Here is a 26,798-nt window from a genome sequence, read left to right on the forward strand (position 1 = left end):
CAAATTCTATGCGGTCTGCGATCTGAGGCAGCGCCAGCGCGACTTGCGCCGATGCTGCGGATCGCCTCCCGTCTCGCGCGGCCCCCAAGCCAAATCAGGCTGTTGTGGGTGGCCCCCCGCTTCTAAGTGCCCGCCGCCCATTCCCGCCGCGGCTCGGGGGGTCAATCAAAAGCGGTCATTTCAGCGGCGAACCGTTCGGCTGACGCGATGTCCAGTTCTAAAATCCACAAATCGGGATCGAATTTTTGCCTGCTGGACAGGAACTTTTCGATCGATTCGGGGTTTGCCGCCTCCTCGCCAACCGTCCGCCAGCGATAGTTGCCGTCGGGATCGAGCAGCCGCTCCATCGCCGAACGCCGTACGCCGCGCTCGGCGAGGACGAGCAGAACCGAGCCCGCCTGCGCATCGCCCTTGGATAACACCGTCGCGAATCCGCCCTCCGCCTGGGCCTTGTCGCGCAACGCGCGGACCAGCACGTCGCTCGCCAGGCGCGGAGTCATCCGGCGCGATAGCCGGCCAGGCCGGAGAGCGGGATGTGCGATCGCATGAAGGTGCCGGTGCCACGCGCGGCTTCCTCGCCTTCGGCATCGATCAACCGCGCCTCGCCGACGAACACGCGGCGCTTGCCGCTCACCCAGCGGCCTTCGGCGACGACCTCGCCACCGCGCAGCGGCTTGGTGAACATCATGTTGAATGCGGTGGTCAGCAGGAAGCGATCGGTGACCAGGCTGTTGCAGGCATAGAAGGCGGCATCGTCCATCATCTTGAAATAGATAGTGCCGTGCGCCGCGCCGGCGGCGTGGCTGACGCTGTCGTCGATGGTGAAGCGGATCCGCGCCAGCCCCTCTTCCGCAATCTCGATGCGCGACTGGAAGAGCCGGTTGATCGGCGCGACTGCATAAAGCGATTCGAGCGCGCGATAATGGGCCGCTGCGCCGGCGCGATCGCCCGCGTCAGGCGGCATCGGCGGATTCGGTGCCGGCGAGTAGCGCGTAGATCGCATCCTTCGACCGCGCACCGCGCAGCTTCGCCACCGTCTGGCGATCGCGCAGCGCCCGGCTGACGCTGGCCAGCGCTTTCAGGTGATCGGCACCGGCATCGACCGGCGACAGCAGTAGGAAGACGAGGTCAACCGGCAGGCCATCGACCGCATCGTAGGCAATCGGCTGTGCGAGCCGCGCGAAATAGCCGAACACCGCTGGCAGATCGGCGAGCTTGCCGTGCGGAATCGCGACGCCGCCGCCGAAGCCTGTCGATCCCAGCCGCTCGCGCTCGCTGAGCGCGGCGAGGATCGTCTTGGCGGGGAGCCCGGTCTGCCCGGCAGCCGCGTTGGCGAGGTGCTGAAACAGCGCCTTTTTGTTCTCGCCGAACAGGCCCGCATCGACCGCACCGATGGCGAGGAAATCACCGACTTCATTCATAAGCACCGTCGTTGCGACCGCCGGCCGCAAATCCCTCGAAGCTGATACGGCCGTGCGGCGCGCGCGTCAGTCGCGCTGCGGCTCGACCCAGCCGATCGTCCCGTCGCCGCGGCGATAGACCATGTTGAACTTGCCGCTGCCCGAATTGCGGAACAGCAAGGCGTTAGTGTTCCTGAGATCGAGCAGCATCACCGCATCGGAGACGCTGGCGTCGGGAATATCGACGCGCGTTTCGGCTATGATCGGCGGATGATCGGTCGCCGGCGCTTCCTCCTCGTCGGCACGGAACACGGTGTAGCCCGCATCGGCCGGGATGTCGGCCAGCTCCAGCGCGGGCGCCGAAGAGCGGCTCTTCAACCGGTCCATGTAGCGGCGAAGTTGCTTTTCGATCTTCTCGGCAGCGCCGTCGAACGCCGGGTGCGCGTCATTGGCATTGGCCGAGGCCTTGAGGATCACGCCCTGCATGACATGCGCGACGATGTCGCAGACGAAGCTATGCTCGTGCGGGCCGCGGCCGAAGGTGACGTTGGCCGATATGGCGCGGGAGAAATATTTGTCCGCGATTCCGGTCATCCGCTCCTCGACATGCTGACGCAGCGCGTCGCCGGTATCGACCTGGTGACCCGAAACACGGATATCCATCATATTCTCCATAACTGACGCGGGCGGGTTAGGCCCCCGCCCGCGGGCGCGTCAACCGCGGCCCTCCACGCGATCCCATATGGCATCGGTCAACGTCGCTACAAAGGCCGCGTGGCGACGAAGTTCCTCGTCGCTGGGACGATGCGGTCGCGGCGGGCGGGCGACGGTGGCGACGATGATCGCATCGGCGGGTGCTTCGGCTGCTGCGGGAGCTTCGGCGGCCAGGGACAGGCCGATCTGCCGGCCGCCGGTCAGCTCGACATAGACCTGCGCAAGAAGCTGGGCGTCGATCAGCGCGCCATGCTTGATGCGCAGGCTCCGGTCGATCCCGTAGCGGGTGCAGAGCGCATCGAGGCTGTGCTTCGCGCCGGGATGCCGCTGCCGCGCGAGAACCAGCGTATCGACCATCCGCGTCATGCAGACGACCGGGCGGCTGCACAGGCCGAGCTCGTGATTGAGGAAGCCGAAATCGAACATCGCATTGTGCGCGATGAGCGGACTGTCCTCGAAAAATTCGAGTAGCGCCTCACACTGATCGGCGAACAGCGGCTTGTCGGAAAGGAAGATGTCGCTCAGCCCGTGCACCGCCTCCGCACCCGCGGGCATCGACCGGCCGGGGTTGAAATAAGCGTGGAACGTGCGGCCCGTTTCGACGCGGTTGAACATCTCGACACAGCCGATTTCCACCATCCGGTCGCCGCCTTGCGGGCTGAGTCCGGTGGTCTCCGTATCGAAGACGATTTCACGCATGAAGACGTTATGGAACCGCCGCGCGAGCGAGGCAAGGGCAGCGCTGTTCCCCGGCGAAAGCCAGGGTCCAGTCTCGAGTGAAGCTTACGTGCTGGACCCCGGCTTTCGCCGGGGAACGGAAAGCGTCCGCACAATTCCGCTAACGGCTTCCCGTGTTTCTCCCAGCGATCCTCCTGTCGGGATGACGAAATCTGCGCGCGCGCGCTTTTCGGCGTCGGGGAGCTGGAGCGCGAGGATGCGCGCGAACTTCTCGGCGTTCATCCCAGGCCGCGCCAGCACGCGGACGCGCTGCACGTCGGCGGGGGCGGAGACGACCGCGATCTTGTCGACCTGATCCCACCCGCCCTTTTCGAAGAGCAGCGGAATGTCGAGCACGACGAACGGCGCCGCCTCATGCGCCGCCAGAAACTCCGCGCGCGCGAGCGCGACGGCGGGATGGATTAGCGCTTCCAGCCGCCCGAGCGCGTCGCCGTCACCCAACACACGTTCCGCCAGTGTCGTACGATTCACCCCCGCCGCGCTCGTGGTGCCCGGAAAATGCGCTTCGATCTCGGCGACAAGCGCACCCTCCGGGCCTTGCAGCCGGTGCACTTCGGCATCGGCATCGAACACCGGCACACCCTCGTCCGCGAACATCGCCGCCACGGTCGATTTGCCCATGCCGATCGATCCGGTGAGGCCGAGGATCAGCGTCATGACGCCATCAGCCCGATTGCGCGCAGCTCAGCCAAAAGCGGTAGCAGCGGCAGGCCGAGAATCACGAAATGGCTCCCCTCGATCGCGGTGAAGAGCTGCGCGCCCGGCCCCTCGATCCGGTAGCCGCCGACGCCCCAGCGCACCGCCTCATATTCCTGGTCGAGATAATCGGCGAGGAAGGCATCGCTCAGTGGTCGCATCTTCAGCGCGACGCTTGCGACGTGCCGCCATCGGACCGCGCCCGCCTGGACGAGCGCCGCGCCGGAATGGAGCTGATGGGCTTCGCCCGCCATGCGCCGAAGCTGCGCCTTGGCATCCTCGCGCGATGCTGGCTTGTCGAGCATCGTGCCGTCGGCAAGTTCGAGCGTCTGGTCCGCGCCTAGCACCCAGGCGTCCGCCGCCGCGTCGGCCGAAATAGCCTTGCGCTCTGCCAGCGCTATCGCGAGCGCCGCAGCGTCAAGCCCGTCCGCGCGTAGCTCCCGCTTGACCACTTCCTCGTCGAGCGGCGCGTCGATGGTGACGAACTCCACGCCCGCCGCCGCGAGCATCGCCTGCCGCGCCGCGCTTTTCGACGCGAGCAGCAGGCTCATGCTGCGCCCTTCTCCGAACGCTCGTCGCATAATTTGACGATCGCGAAGGCGGTTTCCTCGATCGAGCGCCGGGTGACGTCGATCACCGGCCAGCCATGATCGGCGAACAGCCGCCGCGCGAAGGCGAGCTCGCTGCTCACCGCCTCCGCATCGACGTAATTGGTCTCCTCGACCTGGTTGAGCGCGAGCAGCCGATTGCGGCGGATCTGGATCAGCCGGTCCGGATTGGTGGTGAGGCCGACGACCATCGGATGCTTCACCGTGAACAGATTGGGCGGTGGCGGCGCCTCTGGCACCAGCGGGATGTTCGCCACCTTGAAGCCGCGATTGGCGAGATAGATGGAGGTCGGCGTCTTCGACGTGCGCGAGACGCCGGCGAGAACGAGATCCGCTTCCTCCCAATTTTCCGACCCCACGCCGTCATCGTGCGCGATGGTGAACTGGATCGCGTCGACGCGCGCGAAATAGGCTGCGTCCAGCGCATGCTGCCGCCCCGGCCGCGCCTTCGCCGCCTGGCCGGTGATTGCCGCCAGCGCATCGATCACCGGATCGAGCGCCGAAACCGCGGGGATGTTGCGCTTGCGGCACTTCTGCTCGAGCTCGCGGCGTATGTGGGGGCTGACCAGCGTGAACAGCACCAGCCCCGGCCGCCGCTCGATATCGTCGAGCACGCGATCGAGATGGCCTTCGGAGCGGACCATCGGCCAGAAGTGGCGCACCGCCTCAACCCCATCGAACTGCGCGAGGCAGGCCTTCGCGACCACTTCGAGCGTTTCGCCGGTGGAATCGGAGAGCAGATGAAGGTGAAGCTGGCTCAGCGGAAAGCCCCTGTGGAAAAGCGTGTGGGAATCGCTAGCGGAAGCCTGGGCGCGCTTTCAAGCATTGCCGCCGCCCACAGCCCGCGGATTCGATCCACAGTATGGCGAACAGCGAAAAAGTTCCGGCGCGAAGCTGTGGAAAGCGGGGATCGTTCGTGCGAATCCCGGAGCCTGCGTGCGGCTCTTTCGAGTCAAGCTGTTTGCAAAATCGGGCGCAGGCAATAAACCCCGGCATCCGTCGCCCTACATCTTACATCAGACTCCTATTATAAGAATCCTTTAAGGATAGAAGAGCGGGAAGCCGGACGCCTCCATGACCATTCCGACCAAGCCCCTGCTCGCCGTCCTCAAGGGCGAAAAGCGCGCAATTCCGCCAATCTGGCTGATGCGTCAGGCCGGGCGCTACCTTCCTGAATATCGTGCGCTGAGGGCCGACAAGGGCGGTTTCCTCGATCTCGTCTACGATCCCGACGCCGCGGCGGAGGTAACGCTGCAGCCGCTCCGCCGCTTCGGCTTCGACGGGGCGATCCTCTTCTCCGACATCCTGATCGTACCCTACGCGCTCGGCATGGACCTGACGTTCGAGGCCGGCGAGGGGCCGCGCCTCGCGCCGCCGCTGTCCGAAGCGAGGCTTGCCGACCTGACGCCCGCCCCAGGGCGCCTGGAGCCGGTTTACGCGACGGTGGATAAGGTTGCACGGGCACTGGACCCCAATGTCACCTTTCTGGGGTTCGCAGGCAGCCCCTGGACCGTCGCGACCTATATGGTCGCGGGGCGCGGCAGCCGCGAGCAGGCGGAGGCGCGGCGCCTCGCCTATCGCGATCCCGAAGGCTTCGGCGCGATCATCGCCGCGGTCGAGGCGATGACGATCGACTATCTCTCCGGCCAGATCGGTGCCGGGGTCGAGGCGGTGCAATTGTTCGACAGCTGGTCGGGCAGCCTCAGTCCCGCGCAGTTCGAGCAATGGGTGATCGCCCCGACGCAGCGGATCGTCGCCGGGCTGAAAGCAAGGCATCCCGACGTGCCGGTGATCGGTTTCCCCAAGGGTGCCGGCGGCAAGCTCCCCGCTTATGCGGAAGCGACCGGGATCGATGCGATCGGCGTGGACGAGACGGTGAACCCGGAATGGGCGGATGCGGTGCTGCCCAAGCACATGCCAGTGCAGGGTAATCTCGATCCCTTGGCGCTGATCACCGGCGGCGCGGCGCTTGAATCGGCGGTGGCGCGCATCATATCGGCGTTCCGGGGAAGACCGCATATCTTCAATCTGGGCCACGGCATCCTGCCCGATGCGCCGATAGCGCATGTCGAGCAGCTTCTGCGGCTGGTCCGCGGCGGTGGAGACCGGGCTTGATCAATGATCTTCAGACGGCCCTCACCTTGACCTACGCCTGGATCAAGGCGGCGCATCTCATCTTCGTGATCTTCTGGATCGCGGGACTGTTCATGCTGCCGCGCTTCTACGTCTATCATCAGGAGTCCGCGCCGGGCTCCGATGAGGAAGCGCGATGGATCGAGCGTGAGCGTAAGCTCCGCACGATCATCATCACGCCGTCGATGATTCTCGTCTGGCTGCTCGGCCTCGCGCTCGTTTACATCACCGGCGCCTGGACGATGGGCTGGTTCCACGCAAAGCTCGCACTCGTCATCGGCCTCTCCGGCTATCACGGCTATATGGTCGGTTACGGCAAGAAGCTCGCTTCCGGCCAGCGACCGATGAGCGGCAAGGCGCTCCGGATGATGAACGAGATCCCCGGTGTCGTCACCGCGATCATCGTCATCCTGGTGATCGTGAAGCCGTTCTAGGCGGCTCTCCGCAGTTGACTTGAAACGAAGGCGGGCTAAAGCCCGGGGCAAGTCGTTTTGCCCGCCGTCCGCGCGGGCCGTCCCATCCCAAAGAGATGCGCCAGCTTTCCCGGCCCGGCACGACTGATCCCAACTTTTTCATTCGAGATACCCGCAATGCATTTGAAAGACCTCAAGCAGAAGACCCCTGCCGAGCTGGTGGCCATGGCCGAAGAGCTGGGCATCGAGGGCGCGTCGACGCTGCGCAAGCAGGAGCTGATGTTCTCCATCCTCAAGGTCCAGGCCGAGAATGGGCAGGAAATCATGGGCATGGGCACCATCGAGGTGCTGCCCGACGGTTTCGGCTTCCTGCGCAGCCCCGAGGCCAATTATCTCGCCGGCCCCGATGACATCTATGTGGCGCCCAACCAGGTCCGCAAGTTCGGCCTCCGCACCGGCGACACGGTGGAAGGCGAGATCCGCGGCCCGAAGGACGGCGAGCGCTATTTCGCGCTGACCCGCCTCACCCAGGTCAACTACGACGATCCCGACGTTGTCCGCCACCGCGTCAATTTCGACAATTTGACGCCGCTCTACCCAGACGAGAAGCTGAGCCTCGACACGCTCGACCCGACGATCAAGGATAAGTCGGCACGGGTGATCGACATCGTCAGCCCGCAGGGCAAGGGCCAGCGCGCGCTGATCGTCGCGCCGCCGCGTACCGGCAAGACCGTGCTGCTCCAGAACATCGCGCGCGCGATCACCGACAATCACCCCGAGGTGTTCCTGATCGTGCTGCTCATCGACGAGCGGCCGGAGGAAGTCACCGACATGCAGCGCAGCGTGAACGGCGAGGTCATCTCCTCGACCTTCGACGAACCGGCGCAGCGCCACGTCCAGGTTGCCGAGATGGTGATCGAAAAGGCCAAGCGACTCGTCGAGCACAAGAAGGATGTGGTTATCCTGCTCGATTCGATCACCCGCCTCGGCCGCGCCTACAACACCGTCGTGCCGTCCTCCGGCAAGGTGCTGACCGGCGGCGTCGACGCAAACGCGCTGCAGCGGCCGAAGCGCTTCTTCGGCGCCGCGCGTAACATCGAGGAAGGCGGCTCGCTCTCGATCATCGCCACCGCGCTCATCGACACCGGATCGAAGATGGACGAGGTGATCTTCGAGGAGTTCAAGGGCACGGGTAATTCCGAGATCGTGCTCGACCGCAAGGTCTCCGACAAGCGCATCTTCCCGTCGCTCGATGTTGGCAAGTCCGGCACCCGCAAGGAAGAACTGCTCGTCGATCAGGCCACGCTCTCGAAGATGTGGGTGCTCCGCCGCATCCTCATGCAGATGGGCACGGTGGACGCGATGCAGTTCCTGCTCGATAAGATGAAGGATGCGAAGTCCAACGAGGATTTCTTCGCCTCGATGAACCAGTAAGCGCCTGAAGGGGCCGATACGCGATGCTCGAGATGTGGAACCATATTGTCAGCGACATGGGCACGCTGTTCGCCGGTTCGCCCGCCGCTTGGTGGGCGTTCGGGCAGGTTTTGCTGATCGATATCGTCCTCGCGGGCGACAATGCGATCGTGATCGGCGCGCTGGCGGCGGGTCTTCCCGCGGACCAGCGCAAGAAGGTCATCCTAATCGGCATCATGGCCGCGCTCGTCCTGCGCATAGCTTTCGCGCTGGTGGTGACCCAGCTCATGCAGATCGTGGGGCTGATCTTTGCCGGCGGCCTGCTCCTGCTCTGGGTTTCCTGGAAGATGTATCGCGAACTGCGGCCGGCTGGCGCGGGGATCGGCGGATCGCCGGAAGTGCATGGCGACGAGAGCGCCAACATCAAACCCGCGAAGACCTTCGCGGGCGCCGCCTGGGCGGTTGCGGTGGCGGACGTTTCGATGAGCCTGGACAATGTCCTCGCGGTCGCCGGCGCGGCACGCGAGCATCCTGGCATCCTCATCATCGGCCTGCTGCTGTCGGTGGCGCTGATGGGCGTCGCCGCCAACTTCATCGCCCGCTATATCGAGCGTTATCGCTGGATCGCGTGGATCGGCCTCGCCGTTATCCTCTACGTCGCCGGCAAGATGATCTTCGACGGCTTCGTCGATCCCAACGTCGGTATCGGCACGCTGATCGGCTTCTGAGCGGAGCCGTCGGGCTCCGGCCTCCGGCCTGGCGGCTAGCTAGGCGTCGAGGTGGACCGCTGGCGCGTGAGGCGGCCGTGGGTACACTAGGGCCCGGCTCTTGCGCTCCTGGCAGCGAAGCTGGACATAGGTGGCGGCACGGCGCCCAGGGTGCGCGGGGGCACGGGAGAATGGCCATGAAGATCAGCGTCGACGTCGATTGCACGCCGGAAGAGGCGCGGCGGTTCATGGGGCTTCCCGATCTGACGCCGGTCCACGACGCCTATGTCCAGAAGATGCAGAAGATGGTCGCCGATGGCCTCACCGCGGAAGGGATGCTTGACATGGTCAAGCAGTGGGGTCCGATGAGCGAAGCCGGCATGAAGATGTGGCAGCAGATGATGAGCGGGATGGCCGGCAAGACGTGAGCGGCGTTTCGCGCGACACGATCTTTGCGCTCTCGTCGGGCCAGCCGCCTGCTGCCATCGCCGTCATAAGGATCAGCGGGCCGCGCGCGCAGGCTGCCGTGTCCGCGCTTGCCGGAAAGGTGCCCGCGCCGCGCCGCGCCACCTTCTCGACGCTGTTTGCGCGGGACGGACAAGTCCTTGATAATGCGTTGATATTATGGCTTCCCGGCCCCGACAACGCCACCGGGGAAGATGCCGCCGAGCTGCATCTCCATGGCGGGCGATCGGTGGTCGCCGCGGTCAACGCCGCTTTGACCGAGCTCCCCGGCCTGCGCGCGGCTGAGCCGGGCGAATTCACGCGCCGCGCCTATGAGAATGGCCGGATCGATCTGGCAGAGGCCGAGGGCCTTGCCGATCTGCTTGCTGCCGAGACCGAAAGCCAGAGGCGTGCTGCCCTGACGCTTGCGGGCGGTGCGCTCAGCCGCCGGATTGCAGACTGGCAGGAGCAAGTGCTCAAACTCGCTGCGGAACTCGAGGCGGCGATCGACTTCGCCGACGAGGGGGACGTCATCCCCGTCGGGGCCGGCTGGCACAATCTGCTGCGCTCGCTGCACGGCGAGATCGCTGCAACGCTTGCGCGGCCCGATGCCGAGCGATTGCGCGATGGCGTTAGGGTGGTGATCGCCGGCCCACCCAATGCCGGCAAGTCCAGCCTCCTCAATGCGCTGATCGGCCGCGAGGCGGCGATTATCTCGCCCATCGCTGGCACGACCCGTGATGTGATTGAGGCGCCGGTTGCGATCGACGGCATCCCCTTCTTGTTTGCCGATACCGCGGGGCTCCGGGGTGACAGCGATGATCCGATCGAAGAGATGGGGATTGCGCGCGCCAAGGGTCGCGTCGCTGCCGCCGATATCGTCCTCTGGCTCGGAAACATATCTGACCGGCCGGACCATCCTTCGCTGGTCACAGTGTCGCCGCGATGCGATGTCATTCCCGTTGATCTGAAAGCCGATGTCGCAACGTCCTCGCTGACCGGAGCAGGGCTCGCGACATTGACCGCAATGATTGCCGAGCACGCCCGCGCGATCCTTCCAGCCGAAACAGACATCGCGATTAATTGGCGACACCGCGCTGAGCTGAAAAATTGTTGCACGGCACTTGAGGAAGCGCAGGCTGATGATCTGATCCTCGCGGCGGAGTCGCTGCGAGTCGCGCGTCATGCGCTGGACCGCATTACAGGCCGCGCCGGTGTCGAAGATATGCTCGACGCGCTTTTCGGGCGATTCTGTATCGGAAAATGATTGTTCCACGTGGAACAGGGTGACGCTTTGCGCTGGGTCGACTAGAGCGCGGATCATGCAATTCGACGTAATCGTGGTGGGCGGTGGCCATTCCGGCGTAGAGGCAGCTTGCGCAGCAGCGCGTATGGGTGCGCGAACGGCGCTGGTAACGTTCGACCGCGCCGCTATCGGTGCGATGTCCTGCAACCCAGCAATCGGCGGGATCGGCAAAGGCCATCTCGTGCGCGAAGTCGACGCGCTCGACGGCGTGATTGCCCGGGCTGCCGATCATGCTGCGATTCACCACCGCATGCTCAACGCCAGCAAAGGCGCTGCGGTGCGCGGGCCCCGGATCCAGGCTGACCGCAAGCGCTTTCGGACTGCCGTTCAATCGGCAGTTGCTGGGCAGCCGCTAATCGACGTTGTCGAGGGCGAAGCGGCTTCGCTCATTCTGAGCGGGCGGACCGTCGGCGGCGTGGTGCTAGCCGACGGCCGCGCAATCACGTCGGCGGCAGTGGTGCTGGCGACAGGGACATTTCTCGGTGCGAAGCTCCATTTCGGCATGTCCGCCACAATCGGGGGTCGCGTCGGCGAGCGGGCGGCGAAGGCGATGGCGGACCAGCTCCGCGCATTGTCGCTTCCACTGGCACGCCTAAAGACCGGCACGCCCCCGCGACTGGACGGTCGTACAGTCGACTGGGCTGTGCTGGAACGCCAGCCGTCCGACGCCGGCAGTTGGACGATGTCTGCAATGACCGACCGTCGGGAGGCACCATCGGTCTTCTGTGCGATTACCCGGACGACGATCGCTACGCACGATATCATCCGGGCGAATCTCGATCGCTCTCCCCTGTTCGCCGGCGAGATTAGCGGTGTGGGGCCGCGCTATTGCCCGTCGATCGAGGATAAGGTCCATCGCTTCGGCGATCGCGACGGGCATCAGATCTTTCTCGAGCCAGAGGGCCTCGACGATCCGGCGATCTACCCCAACGGCATTTCCACCTCGCTGCCCGAAGACGTCCAATTGGTGATGCTGCGCACGATTCCTGGTCTCGAACAGGTGGAGATCCTGCAAGCCGGTTACGCGGTGGAGTATGACTATGTCGATCCGCGCATCCTCGAGCCGACGCTAGCCGTGCGGGACGTTGAAGGGCTTTATCTCGCAGGGCAGATCAACGGTACCACCGGCTATGAGGAAGCGGCCGCGCAAGGTCTGGTTGCGGGCGCCAATGCTGCTGCTTCGGCTGGCAATGCGTCACCGATCCTGTTCGATCGCGCCGATTCCTATCTCGGGGTGATGATCGACGACCTCGTTCTGCAGGGCGTTACCGAGCCGTACCGCATGCTGACGGCGCGCGCCGAGTATCGCCTCCGCCTGCGCGCCGACAACGCAGACGCGCGGCTCACCCCCCTCGCTCTTGCGCATGGGCTCGCCGGACGCGCGCGTCGCGAGCATTTCGAGCGGCGCACCAAGGCACTGGCTGTCATAGAAAGGCATTTGGCGGAACAATATGCGCCATCTGAAATGCGTTCGGCCGGTGCCGAGGTGGTCGACGATGGCAAAGTTCGCTCACTCACTGAATGGTTGCGTTTCCCCAACGTGACAGAGCCGACGGTGAGAAGGCTCGACGCCTCTCTTAGCGATTGCGCGAGTGATCTGCTGTCCGAGGCGATCGAGGACCATCGCTATGCGCCCTACGTTGCCCGGCAGGCGGTCGAGATTGCGAGATTGCGCGCCGATAATGCGGTCAAGCTGCCCGTCGATATCGACTATGCGGCCATCGCCGGACTTTCGAATGAGATGATCGAAAGGCTCGATGCCGCGCGTCCATCCACGTTGGGTGCGGCTTCGCGGATCCGCGGCATTACGCCTGCGGCGCTGGCAGCGATCCTCGTCCAAGCACGTCGGCGCGCAGCATGACCGAAGACGACGCGCGGCAGTTTCTGATCGATGGTCTCGGTGTTTCACGTGAAACAATGGAGCGCCTGAATACCTATGCCGACCTTGTCTCACGTGAAAACGCGGTTCAGAACTTGGTCTCTCCAGCGTCGCTGCCACAGATATGGAATCGCCATATCGTTGATTCGGCCCAACTTTCCGCGTTCGCGCCGCCAGGCGGTGATTGGCTCGACATAGGCAGTGGCGCAGGCTTTCCGGGCCTGGTTGTTGCGATGTTGCGTCGCACAAAAACGGTCATGGTGGAGCAGCGGCGGCTGCGGGTAGATTTCCTCAATCGCGTCGTTGCCGAGACAGGGCTTGCCGGCCGGGCATTCGTTGTCCTGGGCAATATCGATACGATCCCGGCGTCGCCGTTTGCCGTCATCAGCGCCCGCGCGGTGACATCGCTCGACAAATTATTCGTCTCCGGATCCCGCTTCGCGACCGAAGAGACACATTGGGTGCTGCCAAAAGGGCGGAGCGCTGCATCCGAACTGGAAGCCGCCAAGGCTTCGTGGCAGGGTGACTTCCGTCTCGAGCCAAGCCTCACCGATCCCGAAGCGCGCATCGTCGTTGCCACCGGGGTCCGGCGCCGCCGGGGACGGTAACAGGAGCTGAGACACCGGAAATGATCCGCATCGCAGTCGCCAACCAGAAGGGCGGAGTGGGAAAGACCACCACGTCGATCAATCTAGCCACCGCGCTCGCCGCGACAGGGCAGCGCACCCTGCTGATCGACCTCGATCCCCAGGGCAATGCTTCCACCGGCCTTGGCGTGTCGCATGCCGAACGCGACCGTTCCAGCTACGATCTGCTCACTCGAGAATGCGCGCTGGGCGAGGCGGTCGTGGCAACGCGCGTGCCGCGGCTCGATCTCGTGCCCGCGACGGTCGATCTGTCCGGCGTCGAGATCGAGCTGGTCGGCAGCGAGGCGCGCACGCATCGGCTCGATCATGTCCTCGCTACAGGCGACCGCTGGGACGTGTGCTTGATCGACTGTCCGCCGTCGCTCGGCCTGCTCACCGTCAACGCGCTCGTCGCCGCCGATTCGGTGCTGGTGCCGCTCCAGGCGGAATTCTTCGCGCTCGAGGGGCTGAGCCAGCTCCTTCAAACGATCGAGCGGGTGCGGGCGCGTTTCAACCCCGATCTCTCGATCCTCGGCGTCGCGCTCACCATGTACGATCGGCGCAACAATCTTTCGGCGCAGGTGGCGGACGATGTGCGCGCCTGCCTCGGCAATGTCGTCTTCGACACGGTTATTCCGCGCAACGTACGCCTCTCCGAAGCGCCGAGCCACGGCGTCCCCGCCCTCATCTACGATCACCGCTGCCCAGGCTCGGAAGCCTATATCTCGCTGGCCCGCGAGCTGATCGCACGGCTACCCGCGCCGGCGGTCGCCGCATGAGCGACGAGGCGCCCCGCAAACGGACCACCGGACTCGGCCGCGGCCTGTCGTCGCTGCTCGGCGAGGTGTCGCAGGAAGCGCCGCTATCGGGCGGCGGGCGCGACAGCGTGCGGATGATGCCGGTCGCCAGCATCGAGCCCAACCCCGATCAGCCGCGCCGCAGCTTCAGCGACGAGGCGATCGCCGAGCTTGCCGAGTCGATCGCTGCGCGCGGGCTGATCCAGCCGATCGTCGTCCGGCCGCACGGGCACCGCTTCCAGATCGTCGCGGGCGAGCGCCGCTGGCGCGCGGCGCAGAAGGCGCGGCTGCATGAAGTCCCGGTGCTGGTCCGCGAGTTCGACGATCCGACGACGCTCGAAGTGGCGCTCATTGAGAATATCCAGCGCCAGGATCTCAACGCGATCGAGGAAGCGGAAGCCTATCAGCGGCTGATCGACGATTATGGCCACACCCAGGAGGCGCTGGCCAAGCTCGTCCACAAATCGCGGAGCCATGTCGCCAACCTATTGAGATTGCTGGACCTTCCCCAGGCCATCCGCGATCATGTCGTTGCCGGGCGGCTGACGATGGGCCATGCGCGGGCGCTCATCGGCGCCGACGATTCCGAGGCCTTGGCCCTGGAAGTGATCCGCGGCGATCTTTCCGTGCGCGAGACTGAGAAATTGGTGCGGGGCGGCCGCCCCGCGGCACGGCGCGGGCCGATCGAGACCAAGGGGTCGAGCGCCGATGTCGAGGCACTCCAGCGCCAGCTCGGAGACATGCTGGGGCTCAACGTCAGTATCGCGCATAAGGGCGACGGCGGCACCGTGGCGCTCCATTATTCGTCGCTCGACCAGCTCGACATGATCTGCCAGCGGCTGAGCGGCGAGAAGATCTAGCGCAGCCGCGCCGCCTGGCGGCAGATGGCGAACAATTCCTCGTCGACCGCGACGCTGCCGGGGCTGCCGGAGGCCTTGGCGAGCCGTTCGGCCTCGACCAGGCGGCTCGTCGCCTTGGCGAGCAGGTCGCTCCGCCAGCGGACGAGCTGGCCGGCGACGCGGTCCTTCTCCTTCCAGAAGATCGCCTTGCCCTGTGACGCCATGACGGCGCCGGGCGCCTGCCCCTTTTCGACCTCGGCGCGCAGCCGCGCCAGCAGGCTCGTCCGCCGGAGCAACGCGCGGACCAGCGGGATGCCTTCTATCCCCTCGCTGGCCAGCCGGTTGAACTCTGCGCGCAAGGTCGCCGCGTCGCCGTCCATCACGCTGTCGACCATGCGGCCGAGATCGCCGCTTTCGCTGCCGACGCCCACCGCGTCGATCGCGTCATGGTCGAGCGGCTTGGGCCGGTCGGGCGCGGCGTCGAGATAAAGGGCGAGCTTGGCGATCTCCTGCGCCATCAATGCGCGGTTGCCGCCGGCGCCGTCGGCGATGCGCCGGGCGACGTCGGGCCGCGCGTCCAGCCCTTCTGCCTTCGCCATCTCGGCGACCAGCCGGTCGGCGTCGCGCCCCTCCGGCGCGTAGCTGGCGAAGGCGATCGCACCCTTCTCGGCCAACGCCAGCTTGAGCAGCTTGGAGGTCGGCCGCAGCGCGCCGGCCACCAGCGCGACTGGGTTGCCCGCGGTCGCCGCCTCGGCCAGCGCCTCGACGGCAGCCAAGCTCTCTTCGCCTGCCGGTTCGACGATGATGTATCGCGCGCCGCCGAACAGCGAGATCGCCGCTGCCTCGTCTGCCAGTCGCGCTGGATCGGCCTTGAGCTCCGTGCCGGCGATGTCGATCCGCTCGGCGTCCGCCCCCATCACAGCGCCGATCCGCTTGGCGAGCGCGCGCGATCCCGCTTCGTCGGGGCCGTAGAAGAGGAAGAAGCGCGTCGCGGCCGGCGCCTTCAGCGCGCTGTCGAGCTGCGCCTTGTTGGCCTTCACCGCGCCGCTTCGCTTCGCGCCGCATAGACCGCGACGCGCGACACGATCTGGTCGGCCACTTCCTTGGCGAGCCGCTCGAGCGCGGTCTGCTCGGCGGCGACGGTCGCATATTCCGATCCGACGACGTCGATCCCCGCGTCGGAGCCTGCGGTCGCGTCGAGCAGCACTGTGCCGACCGCGGCATCGACAAGGCGATAGCGCGCACGCAGCGTCCGCCGTTCGCGCGTCACGCTGCTGTCGCGGCGGATGCCGAAGCCGGTGATGTCGTCGTCCAGCTCGATCTCCAGCCGATAGCGCGGGCTCTCGCCCTCGCGCTGGCCGAGCCGATCCTCGAGCGCGGTGCGGACGAGCCAGCCGGCACGGCCGGCGATCGGGGCCACGGTCACCGTGCCGAGGGTCTGCGCCACCGCGCCCTGCCCGCCGCCGGCATAGAGCGGGCGCAGGGTGCAGCCGGAAAGTGCGAGCGCGGACAGGATCAGCGCAAAACCCCACACCCGCCTGGGCTGAGCGTGTCGAAGCCCTGCCCTTCTGCCTGGAGACAAAGGCAGGCCTTCAACGAGCTCAGGCCGCGCGGCGGGGTGAGGCTCGGTCATGCGACCAGATTCACCAGCCGGTCGGGCACCACGATCACCTTGCGCGGCGGTTTGCCGTCGAGGATGCGCACCACATTCTCCGACGCCAGCGCCATTTCCTCGATCGCCTCGCGCGAGGCCCCCTTGGGCGCGGTCAGCGTGTCGCGGAGCTTGCCGTTCACCTGCACCGCGATCGTTACCTCGTCGACCACCAACAGCGCCTCGTCGAAGGCGGGCCAGGCAGCATCGGCGATCAACCCCTCTCCGCCGCGCGCTGCCCACGCTTCCTCGGCGAGATGCGGCACCATTGGCGCGACCAGCAGCAGCAAGGTCCGAGCCGCGGCGTTGCGCGAGGCCGACGGCGGCGCCTTCTCGATCGCATTGGCGAGCTCGTAGACGTTGGCCACTGCCTTGTTGAACGCCAGCGCCTCGATATTCTCGCCCACCGCCGCGATCGTCTGATGCAGCTTGCGGTCGAGGGCCTTGTCCTCGCCGTCGGTCTGAGGGTCCGCAGCGGTCATCCGCCACAGACGCTGGACGAAGCGCCACGTTCCCTGGATGCCTTCCTCGCTCCACGCCAGATCGCGCTCGGGCGGGCTGTCGGAGAGCATGAACCAGCGCACCGCGTCGGCGCCATATTGATCGACGATCGGCTCGGGATCGACGGTGTTCTTCTTAGATTTGGACATCTTCTCGACGCGGCCCAGCGTCACCGCCTCGCCGGTCGCGGTTACGATGCCGCCCGAAACCTCGTCGGGCGCGAGCCAGCGGCCGTCGGGCGCGCGATAGGTCTCGTGCGTCACCATGCCCTGGGTGAAGAGCCCCGCGAAAGGCTCGGCGACATTGATCTTGCCGATGCGTTGCAGCGCGCGCGTCCAAAAGCGCGCGTAGAGCAGGTGAAGGATCGCATGCTCGACCCCGCCGATATATTGTCCCACCGGCAACCAGCTTTCCGCGACCGCCTTGTCGAACGGCTTGTCGTCCGGTTGGCTGGCGAAGCGGATGAAATACCAGGAGGAATCGACGAAGGTGTCGAGCGTGTCGGTCTCCCGCCGCGCCGCTGCGCCGCATTTCGGGCAGGGCACATGCTTCCAGCTCGCATGCCGATCGAGCGGGTTGCCGGGCACGTCGAAGCTGACGTCCTCCGGAAGCGTGACGGGAAGCTGGTCCTTGGGCACGCCCACCGGGCCGCAGGCGTCGCAATGGACGATCGGGATCGGCGTTCCCCAATAGCGCTGGCGTGACACGCCCCAGTCGCGCAGCCGCCAGACGGTCGTCCCCTCGCCCCAGCCATCCGCTTCGGCGCGGCGGATCACCTCGGCCTTGGCGGCCTCGACATCCAGACCGTCGAGGAAGCGCGAATTGACGATGACCCCGCCGGCGCTCTCGGCCGCGTCGCCGATCGGCGTCCCGGCGTCGTCTGCGCTAGCCGCGACGACGCGGCGGATCGGCAGGCCGTATTTGGTGGCGAACTCATGGTCGCGCTCGTCATGGCCGGGCACGCCGAAGATCGCGCCGGTGCCATAGTCCATCAGCACGAAATTGGCAATGTAGACCGGCAATTCCCATGCGGGATCAAGCGGATGGACGGCTTTCAGACCGGTGTCGAAGCCGAGCTTCTCGGCCGTGTCCAGCTCCGCCGCGGTCGTCCCGCCCTGCTTGCACAGCGCAATGAACGCCGCCGCATCGGGCCGGCCTTCCGCCACTTGTAGCGCGATCGGATGATCAGGCGATACCGCAACGAACGACGCGCCGAAGATGGTGTCGGGCCGCGTGGTGAAGACTTCGACGGTATCCCCTCGACCGGCGAGCGCAAACCCGAAGCGCATGCCGCGGCTCTTGCCGATCCAGTTTTCCTGCATCAGCCGGACCTTGTCGGGCCATTGATCGAGCGTGCCGAGCCCGTCGAGCAGCTCCTCGGCGAAGTCTGTGATCTTGAGGAACCACTGGCTGAGCTTGCGTCGCTCGACCAGCGCGCCCGACCGCCAGCCGCGGCCGTCGATCACCTGTTCGTTGGCGAGCACGGTCATGTCGACCGGGTCCCAATTGACCTCGCTCTCCTTGCGGTAGACGAGGCCGGCGTCGAGCAGATCGAGGAACAGCGCCTGCTCGTGCCCGTAATAAGCGGGGTCGCAGGTCGCGAGTTCGCGGCTCCAGTCGAGCGCGAAGCCGAGACGCTTCAGTTGCGCACGCATCGTCGCGATGTTCGCCCAGGTCCATTCGCCCGGATGGACCTTCTTCTCCATCGCCGCATTCTCGGCCGGCATGCCGAAGGCGTCCCACCCCATCGGGTGGAGCACTTCGAAACCTTTCATCCGGCGATAGCGCGCCAGCACGTCGCCCATCGTGTAGTTGCGGACGTGCCCCATGTGGATGCGCCCCGATGGATAGGGGAACATCTCCAGCACATAGCTCTTGGGCTTCCCGCTCGCGTCATCGGCGTGGAACGAGCCGCGCTCTTCCCACGTCCGCTGCCAGCGCGCGTCGGCCTCGAGCGGATTGAAGCGGCTGTTCGCCACGCTTTGCTCCGGGCTTAGCCGGCGACGGCGCTACGGCGCAGGTCGCGGGCCTTGGTCAGGATGATCTCTTCCAGCTTCTGCACGGTGGCCGCGGCGACGGGCGCCTCGATCCACTGCCCGTTCTGCAGCACCTGGCGCGAGGCGGCGACGCGCAGTGCATCGGCGCGCAGGTCGCGATCGAGGATGGTGACGGTCACCTTGGCGCGCTCGTTGGGCGATTCGGGGTTGGTGTACCAATCGGTGACGATCACGCCGCCGTTGGAATCGACCTGACCCATCGGCGCGAACGACAGCGTGTCGAGAGCGGCGCGCCACAGGTAGGAATTGACGCCGATCTGCGTCACCTGCGAGGCCGCAACCTGGCGCGGCGCCTGCTTGTTGCGATTGGCACAGGCGGGCAGCGCGATTAGGCAGACGGCGGCGAGGCCAAGGGCGGCGGCGCGAACCATGAAGCATTTCCTCGAAAAACTGAGACAGGGAGGCGTTAAGTTATCACCGCGCAGGCGGCAAGCCGTCTCTGCGACTCGGCAGCGCGGGCTTCGTCGCAAATCGCGGCACCCTCGCCGCTTCATCCTGTATCAATCTGCCGCTGTCATGGTGAACATATCGGGGTTCGGGGCCACAGGTTGTGGGAAAGATGCAACAGCGTGAAAGCGAATCCCGGTTAACGGACCCGAAGCGCTGGCCGGGCGTATGGAGTCGTATTAGAGCCGTATCGATCCAGGAGTCGCATAAGCGGTGACGAAGAAACGGGGAATGTCAGGTCTGTTGGGGGGCGCAAGCTTGGCCTTGCTCGCGCTCGTGCTGACGCCTGCCATCGCCGCAACCGTCGTGCAGTCCGGCGCCAAGGAGTCCGCCAAGCGCCCCGCGCTGTCGTTACGCTCCGCCGCCAACGGTTTCACGCCTGCCGTCGCCGATCCGCGCCTCGCTGCCGAATTCGCGCGCCGCGGGCTTTCCGCCGGCAGCTTCCGCTTCACCCCGTCGGTCTCGGCGGACAAGAGCAACAAGCCGGTCACCGTCGCGGTCCGCGCGCGTTCGATCACGCCGGGCGACACGACGCGCTCGGCCGATGGCGCGGCCGCAATCACCGCGATCACGCCCACCGCCTACAGCTTGGGCGTCTCGGTCGGCTGGAAGCGTTTCGCGCTTTCGGGCGACGTCTCCAAGTTTGACGGCGGCGTGCTGCCGGGCCGCGAATCGGCGGAAGTTGGCGTCAGCTACAGCCCGACGCGCAACTTCACCGGCCGCGTGGCGGTGGGTGCCGAGCGCGCCAACGACGTGCTGCCGCGCCTCAACCCGGTCGACAGCAGCTATTCGCTCGACGTCGGCGGCACCTATTCGATCGCGCGCAACATCGATGTCACCGGCGGCGTCCGCTACCAGATCGATCGCGATCGCCTGCAGCCGCTCACCGACGATCGCCGCGACAGCCAGGCGCTCTACGTCGGCACCGCCTTCCGCTTCTAAGCGGACGCGCTTCTCCCAGCACCGACCGTCATTCCGGCGAAAGCCGGAATCCCTTTTCTTGCGTCTTTGAAGGAATGAGATCCCGGCTTTTCGCCGGGATGACAGGCCCAGCCTAGAAGTCCTGAGGCTGCTCGGCCGGGCGGCGCTGGTCCTGCGGCGGCACGTCGTTGCGCTGTCGGCCCTGCTGTGGCGGCGGTGCCGGCGGTGGCGGGCGGTTGCGACCGATCGCGCGGTCGAGCCATTCCTGATCGAGCCGGTCGCCCTCGCGCCGGTTCTGTACGCGCGGGTCGCGGCTGTCACGAGGGAAGTCGCGCGGATCGCGCGGATCGCGCGAATCGAGGATCGGCGGCGACAGGCGTCCGTCGCGGCCAGGCGGCAGCGTCTCGGGCGGAGCGCCGGGGGGCAGGCTGCCGTCCTCCGGGAAAGGCGGGCCATAATCGGGGCCGCCGCCGATCGGGTTGCCGTCGGGATCGACCATCATGAAATTGTCTGGCTCGCCGTACCAGGCTTCCTCGTCGGGCTCGGTCTGCCAGTCGGGCAGGGTGACCTCGATGTCGAACGCTTCCACCGGCCGCTTGGCGACCGCGGTGGACATGAAATCGCGGAACGCGGCGGCGGGCGCGCGGCCGCCCTGCAGCCCGGGAATCGCCTTGGCATCGTCGCGGCCCATCCACACGCCGGTGGTGATCCCGCTCGAGAAGCCGACGAACCAGCCGTCCTTGTTGGAGCTGGTGGTGCCGGTCTTGCCCGCCACCGGCCGGCCGATCTGCGCGGCGCGCCCGGTGCCGGTGAGCACCGCGGACTGGAGCAGGTCGGTCATCTGCGCCGCCACCCATGGCGTCAGCAGCACGCGCGAATCGTCCGATTCATGCTGGTAGAGCAGCTGCCCCTCGCCGGTCGTCACGCGACGGATGCCATAGGGCACCACTGCGACGCCCTTGCGCGAGACCGAGGCGAAGGCGCGCGTCATGTCGAGCAGCCGCGCCTCCGATGTGCCGAGCACCATCGACGGCGTCGTGTTGACCGGCGTGGTGATCCCCATCCGCTGCGCCATGTCGGCGACGTTGCGGAAGCCGACTTCCTGGCCGAGCTTCGCCGATACCGTGTTGACCGACCGCGAAAAGGCTTCGCGGAGGCTGATTGGGCCGGAGAAGCTGCGGCTGGAATTGCGCGGACTCCAGCCGCCGATCGTTACCGGGCCGTCGACCACCGTGTCCGACGGCGTATGGCCGGCTTCGAGCGCGGCGAGATAGACGAACAATTTGAACGCCGATCCCGGCTGCCGCACCGCCTGCGTCGCGCGGTTGTAGAGCGACGAGACATAGTCCCGCCCACCGACCATCGCGCGGACCGATCCGTCACGGTCCAGCGCCACGAGCGCGCCTTGTGCGCCCGACGGCGTATTGGCGTTGATCGCGCGATCGGCGGCGCGCTGCATTTCCAGATCGAGCGTGGTCCACACCTCGATCGGCGCGGTGGTCTCGTCGATCAGCGTGTCAAGCTGCGGCAGCACCCAATCGGTGAAATAGCGGACGCTGTTCTGCCGCGGGGTGGGGACGAACTTGACGTCGGCGGGCGCGGCGGACGCGGCCTCGACCGGCGTCACGTCGCCATTCTCGACCATGGCGCGGATGACGACGCCGGCGCGGCCCTTGGCGGCTTCCGCATCGGCGGTCGGTGAATAGTTGGAGGGCGCCTTGACCAGCCCGGCGATGATCGCCGCTTCGGAGAGGCTCAGCTCCTTGGCGCTATGCCCATAGAAGCGCCGCGCCGCGGCATCGATGCCATAGGCGCCGCCGCCGAAATAGACGCGGTTGAGGTAGAGCTCGAGGATCTGCTCCTTCGAGAAGCGCCGCTCGATCGCCAGCGCCAGGATCGCCTCGCGGATCTTGCGGCCGAAGGTGCGGCTGTTGGTGAGGAAGATGTTGCGGGCGAGCTGCTGGGTGATCGTCGATCCGCCCTGCGCCCAATGGCCGCGCTCTACGCGGACCTTGGCGGCGCGCACGATGCCGAGCGGATCGACGCCGGGGTGCGAGAGGAAGCGGCGGTCCTCCACCGCGATCATCGCGTCGCGCATCACCTCTGGGATCTGCGCATAGGGCAGCCATTCGCCGAAGCTCGGCCCCAGCGCCAGCATGACCGTCCCGTCGGCGGCGCGCACCCGGATCATCTGGCCGAGATCGTCGCGCTTCCGGAGTTCGCCGTAGGATGGAAGCGAGTTCATCGCGACGAGCACCGCGACGATCAGCGCGATCAGCCCGACGAGCCCGCCGTAGATGGCGGTCTTGAGCATGATCGACAGCGTGCGGCGCAATTTGGAAGGGGAAGCATTACTGGCCATCGCGCGTCAGCGATAAGGGGTGACGCGGGGCCTCACAAGCAAATCGCGCGCAGCCCGGCCCGCGGGCAAGTCGTGCGGCACGACTTCGCTCTGGCCGCGCCCGGCGATTTGCCGCACAATCGCGGGCATGGCCACCTTGCTCCGCAACGCCCCCGAAGCCGATCCCGATGCCGACTGGAGCCTTCCCGGCTGGCTCTATCACGATGCCGAATATTTCCGGGTAGAGATGGCGCGCGTCCTCCGCCCCTCGTGGCAGATCGTCTGCCATGAAAGCGAGATACCGGCAACGGGCGATTGGCGGACAATCGACTATCTCGGCGAGAGCGTGATCGTCATCCGCGGCCAGGACGGTGCGGTCCGCGCCTTCCACAACATCTGCCGCCACCGCGGATCGCGGCTGCTCGACGGCACCGACGGCTGCGCCAAACGGCTCGTCTGCCCCTATCATGCGTGGAGCTATGCCGCGGACGGGCGTCTGACCGGCGTCCCTTCCGCAGACGATTATCCGGCGCTCGACAAGAGCGCGCTCGGGCTGCTCCCGGTCGAGATGGAGGCGTGGCGCGGCTTCCTCTTCGTGCGGCTGGAGGGCGGCGGCCCCTCGGTCGCGGCGATGATGGCGCCGTATGAAGCGGAGATCGCGCCCTATCGCTTCGAGGATCTGCGCGCGATCGGCCGCGTCACGATCCGCCCACGCGACGTCAATTGGAAGAATGTCGCCGACAATTATTCGGATGGTCTGCACATCCCGGTTGCGCATCCCGGCCTCACCCGCCTGTTCGGCAAGAGCTATGCGGTCGAGGCGGAGGCGCATGTCGATCGCATGTCGGGCGAGCTCATCGACCGGCAGTCCGCCAACGTCTCGGAGCGCGCCTATCAGCGTTATCTGCCGCCGGTGCCGCATCTGCCGGCGGAGGCGCAGACGCGCTGGCTCTATTACAAGCTCTGGCCCAACGTCGCGTTCGACATCTATCCCGATCAGGTCGATTTCATGCAGTTCCTGCCGGTCTCGCCGACGGTTACGATGATCCGCGAGATCGCCTATGCGATCCCCGACGACCGGCGGGAGATGAAGGCTTCGCGCTACCTCAACTGGCGGATCAACCGCCGCGTCAATGCCGAAGACACCGAGCTTATCCGCCGCGTCCAGCGCGGCATGGAATCGCCCGCTTATGTGCCGGGGCCGCTGGGGCGGAGCGAGGTATCGCTGAGGAGTTTCACGGCGAAGCTCCGCCGCCTCATCCCGGAAGCGCGTCTCCACCATCCGCCGCCGCCGGGCTGGAGCGGCGCGCGCGGCGCATGACGAGATAGACGGGCAGCGCTGCCCCGGTCATCGCCAGACTCCACAGGCTCGCCTCGATTCCGGCGCCGTGGAACGCCCACAGTGCATAAGCGAGCGCCGCCAACGCGACGGCGATCATGGCCGGCGGCGCGGCAATCCTGCCGAACCGCGCGAGCTTCAGCCAGGCGAGCACGCAGGCGAGATAGAAGATCAGCGTCACCGAGGTCGTCACCAGCAGCATGAACTGGAACAGCCCGGCGAGATCGCGCGAGTAATTGGCGAGCACCACGATGCTGGCGAGAGTGCTCGAGACGATATGGATGCGGTGCGGCGCCCCGCGCCGGTTGAGCTTCGCCGTCCAGTCCGGCAGCAGCCCGTGCCGCGCCAGCGTGAACGGCATTTCGGCCTGCAGCAGGATGAACCCGTTGAGCGCGCCGAGCGCAGCAATCGCAACGAAGATCGCCACTAACGGGCCGAGCGCGGGATCGACGAGCGTCCCAAAGAAGGTCGCGAACGGGGAGGTGGAGGTCACCACCGTTTCCGGGGGCAGCATCAGCGTCACCGCCGAGCCCGCGAGCAGGTAAAGTATGCCCGTGATCAGCACCCCGGTCAGCACGGCGCGCGGCACCGTACGTTCCGGGTCCTTGGCGCGGTCGCCCGCCACCATCGCGCTCTCGAACCCGAGCATGGCGAAAAGCGTGAGCGTCGCAGCGCCACCGATCGCAGCGCCGGTGACCGGCACGGAGTTATGCGCGACGGGCGCCGCCGTCCCGCTGCCGAAGAGCCAGACGGCGACCAGGATGACGCCGACCAGCGGCACGACCTTCAGCAGCAGCGTCACGATCTGCACGCCGCCCGCGGTGCGGACGCCGCGGCAGTTGATCAGCGTGAACAGCCAGACCAGCGCGACGGCCACCGCCGCCGGCACGCCCGGTGCGGCGAGCGCGGGCCAGACCGCGGCGAGATTGCTGACCGCAGCGATGGCAAGTGTCGCGTTGGTGACCCAGCAGGATATCCAGTAGCTCCACGCGACGACGAAGCCGGTGCCGGCGCCAAAGGCGGCAGCGGGATAGGAATAAGGCGCGCAGTCCCCCGCCCGCCCTTTGCCGAGGCGCATCAGCACGGCGACCAGGCAGAGCGTGCCGACGATCGTCACCAGCCAGCCGTAAAAGGAGTTCCAGCCGAGCGGCGCGAGGCTCACCGGGAGCAGGAACACGCCCGATCCGATCATCCCGCCGACGACCAGCGCCACGCACATCGCGAAACCGAGCTGTCGCTCCGGAACTGCGTTCGTCATGGCCCTGCCCCCGCCTGGAGGGCGAACATGAACCTGTCGATCGGCGAAGGCAAAGGCTGAATTGGGAGGCGCCACGTCGTGCATCAGGCGGCGGCCGGACCCCGGCTTTCGCCGGGGTTCATCACCAGGTTTCAGGATAAGTGGTGCGGTCGAGAAGACTCGAACTTCCACGGCCTTTCGGCCACAACGACCTCAACGTTGCGCGTCTACCAGTTCCGCCACGACCGCACATCATGAAACGGCCCCGCATGCGCGAGGCCCTGGCAAGGCCCGCGCCTCTAGCAAAGGGTTGGGGGGCGCGCAATGGTGGTTTCGGAAGTCGCCGCTGCCCGCGGATTTCCGGCGGCCGCGTCGTTTAATAGAGAAACATCGGCATGCCTTCGACGCGCATCAGCTTCGCGCGATAGGTGGAGCGGTCGTAGAGGCCGGTGACGTCCACCGATTTGGTGCCGTGCAGCAGGGTGTCGATCGGCACGTGCGCGTAATTGCCGTCGCTCAGCGTTACCATCCGCGCCTTCTCGCCGCGCTGGAGGAGTTGGACGGCGAGGCCGCCGAACGCGAAGCCGACCATCCGGTCCATCGCATCGGGCTCGCCCGCGCGCATCAGATAGGCGAGCTCCTGGATGACGGTGCCGCTGCCGAGCCGTTCCTCGATTTCGCGGCCGAGCTGCTGGCCGATGCCGCGGTCGTCGCGCTGCGTGGCGGAGCGCGAGAGATCGGCATCATCCTCCTTGCGCCCCGCGATCGAGGCGCCTTCGGAGATGACGCACACCGCATAATTCGCCGGGTTCGAGGCCTTGTCCTCGGCAAGCAGCGGCAGCAGCACGTCGAGGTCCGCGGGCGCTTCGGCGATGATGGTGCGATCGACCTGCGCGAGGAAGCCGGCGAGCAGCGCCGTCTCGCCGCTCCGCCGCCCGAACAGCTCGATCACGCCGATCCGCTCGTGGCTTTCGATGGTGGTGCGCAGCGCGTTGATCGCCTCGACCGAGCGGCTCACCGCAGTCGAGAAGCCGATGCAATAGTCGGTGCCGAAAACGTCATTGTCCATCGTCTTGGGCACCGAAATCACCGGCACGCCCTGCGCCGCGAGATGCGCGGAGAAGCGCAAGGTGCCGTCGCCGCCCAGCGTCACCATCGCGTCGATGCCGAGCGCGTCGAGCACCTTCAGCACCTGCCCCGTGCGGTCGCCGCCCTCCACCGTGCGCGGATCGGTGCGCGATGTGTGGAGGATGGTGCCGCCCATCCGGTCGATGCCGCGCACGCCCTCACGGGTCAGCGGCAGGCTGCCGTTGGCGATGCTCGCGGAATCGTCGGGGTCGATCTCGAGGAAACCCTGCCAGCCGCGGCGGAAGCCGGTCACCTCCCAGCCGAGATCGTCGGCGGTGAGCGTGATCGAGCGGATGCACGGGTTGAGCCCCGGCACATCGCCGCCGCCGGTGAGGATTCCGATACGCATTGCGGCTCCTTAATGGCCCTCCCCCTTGATGGGGGAGGGTTGGGTGGGGGTGGACTCGATGCCGTCCGCGGCTTCTCCGGAGACGCCACCCCACCCCAAACCCCTCCCCATCAA

Annotated in this window: 27 protein-coding genes and 1 tRNA gene; 12 read left to right on the top strand and 16 right to left on the bottom strand. The window is 66.6% G+C overall.

Going from position 1 to position 26,798, the window contains the following annotated elements; genetic code table 11:
* Positions 1 to 161 precede the first annotated feature (161 nt).
* The 8 genes from B9N75_RS05490 to B9N75_RS05525 form a co-directional block, all read right to left on the bottom strand.
* The gene (locus tag B9N75_RS05490) at positions 162 to 500 is read right to left on the bottom strand and encodes a DUF1491 family protein (protein WP_085217885.1); all 339 of its coding nucleotides are present in this window, start codon (positions 498 to 500) and stop codon (positions 162 to 164) included.
* Positions 497 to 964 (bottom strand): PaaI family thioesterase, encoded by a 468-nt coding sequence (locus tag B9N75_RS05495; protein ID WP_085217886.1) that lies wholly within the window; start codon positions 962 to 964, stop codon positions 497 to 499. The genes B9N75_RS05490 and B9N75_RS05495 overlap by 4 nt, the downstream gene beginning before the upstream one ends.
* On the bottom strand, positions 954 to 1,421 hold the full coding sequence (locus B9N75_RS05500) for a PTS sugar transporter subunit IIA (protein WP_085217887.1): 468 nt from the start codon (positions 1,419 to 1,421) through the stop codon (positions 954 to 956). Before B9N75_RS05500 ends, B9N75_RS05495 begins: the two co-directional genes overlap by 11 nt.
* A gap of 66 nt (positions 1,422 to 1,487) precedes the next feature.
* Complete coding sequence (gene hpf, locus B9N75_RS05505; protein ID WP_085219425.1) at positions 1,488 to 2,063, bottom strand: ribosome hibernation-promoting factor, HPF/YfiA family; 576 nt, start codon at positions 2,061 to 2,063, stop codon at positions 1,488 to 1,490.
* Positions 2,064 to 2,114: 51 nt separating this feature from the next.
* Positions 2,115 to 2,813 carry a DNA polymerase III subunit epsilon gene (gene dnaQ / locus B9N75_RS05510; RefSeq protein WP_085217888.1) on the bottom strand — a complete coding sequence of 233 codons (699 nt, stop codon included), beginning with the start codon at positions 2,811 to 2,813 and terminating at the stop codon, positions 2,115 to 2,117.
* An 84-nt stretch (positions 2,814 to 2,897) separates the two neighbouring features.
* On the bottom strand, positions 2,898 to 3,509 hold the full coding sequence (gene coaE / locus B9N75_RS05515) for a dephospho-CoA kinase (protein ID WP_085217889.1): 612 nt from the start codon (positions 3,507 to 3,509) through the stop codon (positions 2,898 to 2,900).
* The gene (locus B9N75_RS05520; protein ID WP_085217890.1) at positions 3,506 to 4,099 is read right to left on the bottom strand and encodes a Maf family protein; all 594 of its coding nucleotides are present in this window, start codon (positions 4,097 to 4,099) and stop codon (positions 3,506 to 3,508) included. Before B9N75_RS05520 ends, coaE begins: the two co-directional genes overlap by 4 nt.
* A complete protein-coding gene (locus B9N75_RS05525; RefSeq protein ID WP_085217891.1) occupies positions 4,096 to 4,917 on the bottom strand; it encodes a pyruvate, water dikinase regulatory protein in 822 nt (273 codons plus the stop codon). Before B9N75_RS05525 ends, B9N75_RS05520 begins: the two co-directional genes overlap by 4 nt.
* A gap of 313 nt (positions 4,918 to 5,230) precedes the next feature.
* On the opposite strand from B9N75_RS05525, the gene hemE reads away from it, so the two are divergent.
* The 10 genes from hemE to B9N75_RS05575 all read left to right on the top strand — a co-directional run bounded on the left by hemE (position 5,231) and on the right by B9N75_RS05575 (position 14,734).
* Positions 5,231 to 6,271 (top strand): uroporphyrinogen decarboxylase, encoded by a 1,041-nt coding sequence (gene hemE / locus B9N75_RS05530; protein WP_085217892.1) that lies wholly within the window; start codon positions 5,231 to 5,233, stop codon positions 6,269 to 6,271.
* Positions 6,271 to 6,723, top strand: coding sequence for a CopD family protein (locus tag B9N75_RS05535; protein ID WP_085219426.1), 453 nt, complete (start codon positions 6,271 to 6,273; stop codon positions 6,721 to 6,723). The genes hemE and B9N75_RS05535 overlap by 1 nt, the downstream gene beginning before the upstream one ends.
* Positions 6,724 to 6,879: 156 nt before the next feature.
* Positions 6,880 to 8,136 carry a transcription termination factor Rho gene (rho, locus tag B9N75_RS05540; protein WP_085217893.1) on the top strand — a complete coding sequence of 419 codons (1,257 nt, stop codon included), beginning with the start codon at positions 6,880 to 6,882 and terminating at the stop codon, positions 8,134 to 8,136.
* A 23-nt stretch (positions 8,137 to 8,159) separates the two neighbouring features.
* Positions 8,160 to 8,843 (top strand): TerC family protein, encoded by a 684-nt coding sequence (locus tag B9N75_RS05545; RefSeq protein ID WP_085217894.1) that lies wholly within the window; start codon positions 8,160 to 8,162, stop codon positions 8,841 to 8,843.
* Between the two features lie 176 nt (positions 8,844 to 9,019).
* Positions 9,020 to 9,250: a DUF6489 family protein gene (locus B9N75_RS05550; RefSeq protein ID WP_085217895.1), complete on the top strand. Its 231-nt coding sequence runs from the start codon at positions 9,020 to 9,022 to the stop codon at positions 9,248 to 9,250.
* On the top strand, positions 9,211 to 10,533 hold the full coding sequence (mnmE, locus tag B9N75_RS05555) for a tRNA uridine-5-carboxymethylaminomethyl(34) synthesis GTPase MnmE (RefSeq protein ID WP_244552447.1): 1,323 nt from the start codon (positions 9,211 to 9,213) through the stop codon (positions 10,531 to 10,533). Before B9N75_RS05550 ends, mnmE begins: the two co-directional genes overlap by 40 nt.
* A 55-nt stretch (positions 10,534 to 10,588) precedes the next feature.
* Complete coding sequence (gene mnmG / locus B9N75_RS05560) at positions 10,589 to 12,433, top strand: tRNA uridine-5-carboxymethylaminomethyl(34) synthesis enzyme MnmG (protein WP_085217897.1); 1,845 nt, start codon at positions 10,589 to 10,591, stop codon at positions 12,431 to 12,433.
* A complete protein-coding gene (locus B9N75_RS05565; RefSeq protein ID WP_085217898.1) occupies positions 12,430 to 13,059 on the top strand; it encodes a 16S rRNA (guanine(527)-N(7))-methyltransferase RsmG in 630 nt (209 codons plus the stop codon). The genes mnmG and B9N75_RS05565 overlap by 4 nt, the downstream gene beginning before the upstream one ends.
* A 20-nt stretch (positions 13,060 to 13,079) precedes the next feature.
* The gene (locus B9N75_RS05570) at positions 13,080 to 13,856 is read left to right on the top strand and encodes a ParA family protein (RefSeq protein WP_085217899.1); all 777 of its coding nucleotides are present in this window, start codon (positions 13,080 to 13,082) and stop codon (positions 13,854 to 13,856) included.
* The gene (locus B9N75_RS05575; RefSeq protein ID WP_085217900.1) at positions 13,853 to 14,734 is read left to right on the top strand and encodes a ParB/RepB/Spo0J family partition protein; all 882 of its coding nucleotides are present in this window, start codon (positions 13,853 to 13,855) and stop codon (positions 14,732 to 14,734) included. The genes B9N75_RS05570 and B9N75_RS05575 overlap by 4 nt, the downstream gene beginning before the upstream one ends.
* Here B9N75_RS05575 and holA read toward each other — a convergent pair.
* The 4 genes from holA to B9N75_RS05595 all read right to left on the bottom strand — a co-directional run bounded on the left by holA (position 14,731) and on the right by B9N75_RS05595 (position 19,293).
* Positions 14,731 to 15,753 (bottom strand): DNA polymerase III subunit delta, encoded by a 1,023-nt coding sequence (gene holA / locus B9N75_RS05580; RefSeq protein ID WP_085217901.1) that lies wholly within the window; start codon positions 15,751 to 15,753, stop codon positions 14,731 to 14,733. The two genes, B9N75_RS05575 and holA, sit on opposite strands and share 4 nt — an antisense overlap.
* Entirely contained in the window at positions 15,750 to 16,247 is a 498-nt protein-coding gene (gene lptE, locus B9N75_RS05585) for an LPS assembly lipoprotein LptE (RefSeq protein ID WP_244552448.1), read from the bottom strand. Before lptE ends, holA begins: the two co-directional genes overlap by 4 nt.
* A gap of 95 nt (positions 16,248 to 16,342) precedes the next feature.
* Complete coding sequence (gene leuS, locus B9N75_RS05590) at positions 16,343 to 18,844, bottom strand: leucine--tRNA ligase (RefSeq protein ID WP_085217903.1); 2,502 nt, start codon at positions 18,842 to 18,844, stop codon at positions 16,343 to 16,345.
* Positions 18,845 to 18,858: 14 nt separating this feature from the next.
* A complete protein-coding gene (locus B9N75_RS05595) occupies positions 18,859 to 19,293 on the bottom strand; it encodes a DUF3576 domain-containing protein (RefSeq protein WP_085217904.1) in 435 nt (144 codons plus the stop codon).
* Positions 19,294 to 19,627: 334 nt separating this feature from the next.
* On the opposite strand from B9N75_RS05595, the gene B9N75_RS05600 reads away from it, so the two are divergent.
* Positions 19,628 to 20,311, top strand: coding sequence for a hypothetical protein (locus B9N75_RS05600; RefSeq protein WP_244552449.1), 684 nt, complete (start codon positions 19,628 to 19,630; stop codon positions 20,309 to 20,311).
* A 112-nt stretch (positions 20,312 to 20,423) separates the two neighbouring features.
* Here B9N75_RS05600 and B9N75_RS05605 read toward each other — a convergent pair whose 3' ends face one another.
* Positions 20,424 to 22,652 carry a transglycosylase domain-containing protein gene (locus B9N75_RS05605; protein WP_085217906.1) on the bottom strand — a complete coding sequence of 743 codons (2,229 nt, stop codon included), beginning with the start codon at positions 22,650 to 22,652 and terminating at the stop codon, positions 20,424 to 20,426.
* Positions 22,653 to 22,779: 127 nt separating this feature from the next.
* On the opposite strand from B9N75_RS05605, the gene B9N75_RS05610 reads away from it, so the two are divergent.
* Positions 22,780 to 23,952 carry an aromatic ring-hydroxylating oxygenase subunit alpha gene (locus tag B9N75_RS05610; RefSeq protein WP_085217907.1) on the top strand — a complete coding sequence of 391 codons (1,173 nt, stop codon included), beginning with the start codon at positions 22,780 to 22,782 and terminating at the stop codon, positions 23,950 to 23,952.
* On the opposite strand, the gene B9N75_RS05615 is transcribed toward B9N75_RS05610, so the two are convergent.
* The 3 genes from B9N75_RS05615 to B9N75_RS05625 form a co-directional block, all read right to left on the bottom strand.
* Positions 23,888 to 25,228: an APC family permease gene (locus tag B9N75_RS05615; protein WP_172840823.1), complete on the bottom strand. Its 1,341-nt coding sequence runs from the start codon at positions 25,226 to 25,228 to the stop codon at positions 23,888 to 23,890. The genes B9N75_RS05610 and B9N75_RS05615 overlap by 65 nt on opposite strands.
* A gap of 141 nt (positions 25,229 to 25,369) precedes the next feature.
* Positions 25,370 to 25,456 (bottom strand) — tRNA-Leu (locus tag B9N75_RS05620).
* A gap of 127 nt (positions 25,457 to 25,583) precedes the next feature.
* Positions 25,584 to 26,684: a 6-phosphofructokinase gene (locus B9N75_RS05625; protein ID WP_085217909.1), complete on the bottom strand. Its 1,101-nt coding sequence runs from the start codon at positions 26,682 to 26,684 to the stop codon at positions 25,584 to 25,586.
* Positions 26,685 to 26,798: the final 114 nt, after the last annotated feature.

The sequence above is a fragment of the Allosphingosinicella indica genome (genome assembly GCF_900177405.1).
Classification (GTDB): domain Bacteria; phylum Pseudomonadota; class Alphaproteobacteria; order Sphingomonadales; family Sphingomonadaceae; genus Allosphingosinicella; species Allosphingosinicella indica.

Coding starts and splice junctions, on each gene's coding strand:
- B9N75_RS05490 (WP_085217885.1), bottom strand. CDS start 500: ATGACTCCGCGCCTGGCGAGCGACGTGCTGGTCCGCGCGTTGCGCGAC.
- B9N75_RS05495 (WP_085217886.1), bottom strand. CDS start 964: ATGCCGCCTGACGCGGGCGATCGCGCCGGCGCAGCGGCCCATTATCGC.
- B9N75_RS05500 (WP_085217887.1), bottom strand. CDS start 1,421: ATGAATGAAGTCGGTGATTTCCTCGCCATCGGTGCGGTCGATGCGGGC.
- hpf (WP_085219425.1), bottom strand. CDS start 2,063: ATGGATATCCGTGTTTCGGGTCACCAGGTCGATACCGGCGACGCGCTG.
- dnaQ (WP_085217888.1), bottom strand. CDS start 2,813: ATGCGTGAAATCGTCTTCGATACGGAGACCACCGGACTCAGCCCGCAA.
- coaE (WP_085217889.1), bottom strand. CDS start 3,509: ATGACGCTGATCCTCGGCCTCACCGGATCGATCGGCATGGGCAAATCG.
- B9N75_RS05520 (WP_085217890.1), bottom strand. CDS start 4,099: ATGAGCCTGCTGCTCGCGTCGAAAAGCGCGGCGCGGCAGGCGATGCTC.
- hemE (WP_085217892.1), top strand. CDS start 5,231: ATGACCATTCCGACCAAGCCCCTGCTCGCCGTCCTCAAGGGCGAAAAG.
- rho (WP_085217893.1), top strand. CDS start 6,880: ATGCATTTGAAAGACCTCAAGCAGAAGACCCCTGCCGAGCTGGTGGCC.
- B9N75_RS05545 (WP_085217894.1), top strand. CDS start 8,160: ATGCTCGAGATGTGGAACCATATTGTCAGCGACATGGGCACGCTGTTC.
- B9N75_RS05550 (WP_085217895.1), top strand. CDS start 9,020: ATGAAGATCAGCGTCGACGTCGATTGCACGCCGGAAGAGGCGCGGCGG.
- mnmG (WP_085217897.1), top strand. CDS start 10,589: ATGCAATTCGACGTAATCGTGGTGGGCGGTGGCCATTCCGGCGTAGAG.
- B9N75_RS05565 (WP_085217898.1), top strand. CDS start 12,430: ATGACCGAAGACGACGCGCGGCAGTTTCTGATCGATGGTCTCGGTGTT.
- B9N75_RS05570 (WP_085217899.1), top strand. CDS start 13,080: ATGATCCGCATCGCAGTCGCCAACCAGAAGGGCGGAGTGGGAAAGACC.
- B9N75_RS05575 (WP_085217900.1), top strand. CDS start 13,853: ATGAGCGACGAGGCGCCCCGCAAACGGACCACCGGACTCGGCCGCGGC.
- B9N75_RS05595 (WP_085217904.1), bottom strand. CDS start 19,293: ATGGTTCGCGCCGCCGCCCTTGGCCTCGCCGCCGTCTGCCTAATCGCG.
- B9N75_RS05605 (WP_085217906.1), bottom strand. CDS start 22,652: ATGGCCAGTAATGCTTCCCCTTCCAAATTGCGCCGCACGCTGTCGATC.
- B9N75_RS05610 (WP_085217907.1), top strand. CDS start 22,780: ATGGCCACCTTGCTCCGCAACGCCCCCGAAGCCGATCCCGATGCCGAC.
- B9N75_RS05615 (WP_172840823.1), bottom strand. CDS start 25,228: ATGACGAACGCAGTTCCGGAGCGACAGCTCGGTTTCGCGATGTGCGTG.
- B9N75_RS05625 (WP_085217909.1), bottom strand. CDS start 26,684: ATGCGTATCGGAATCCTCACCGGCGGCGGCGATGTGCCGGGGCTCAAC.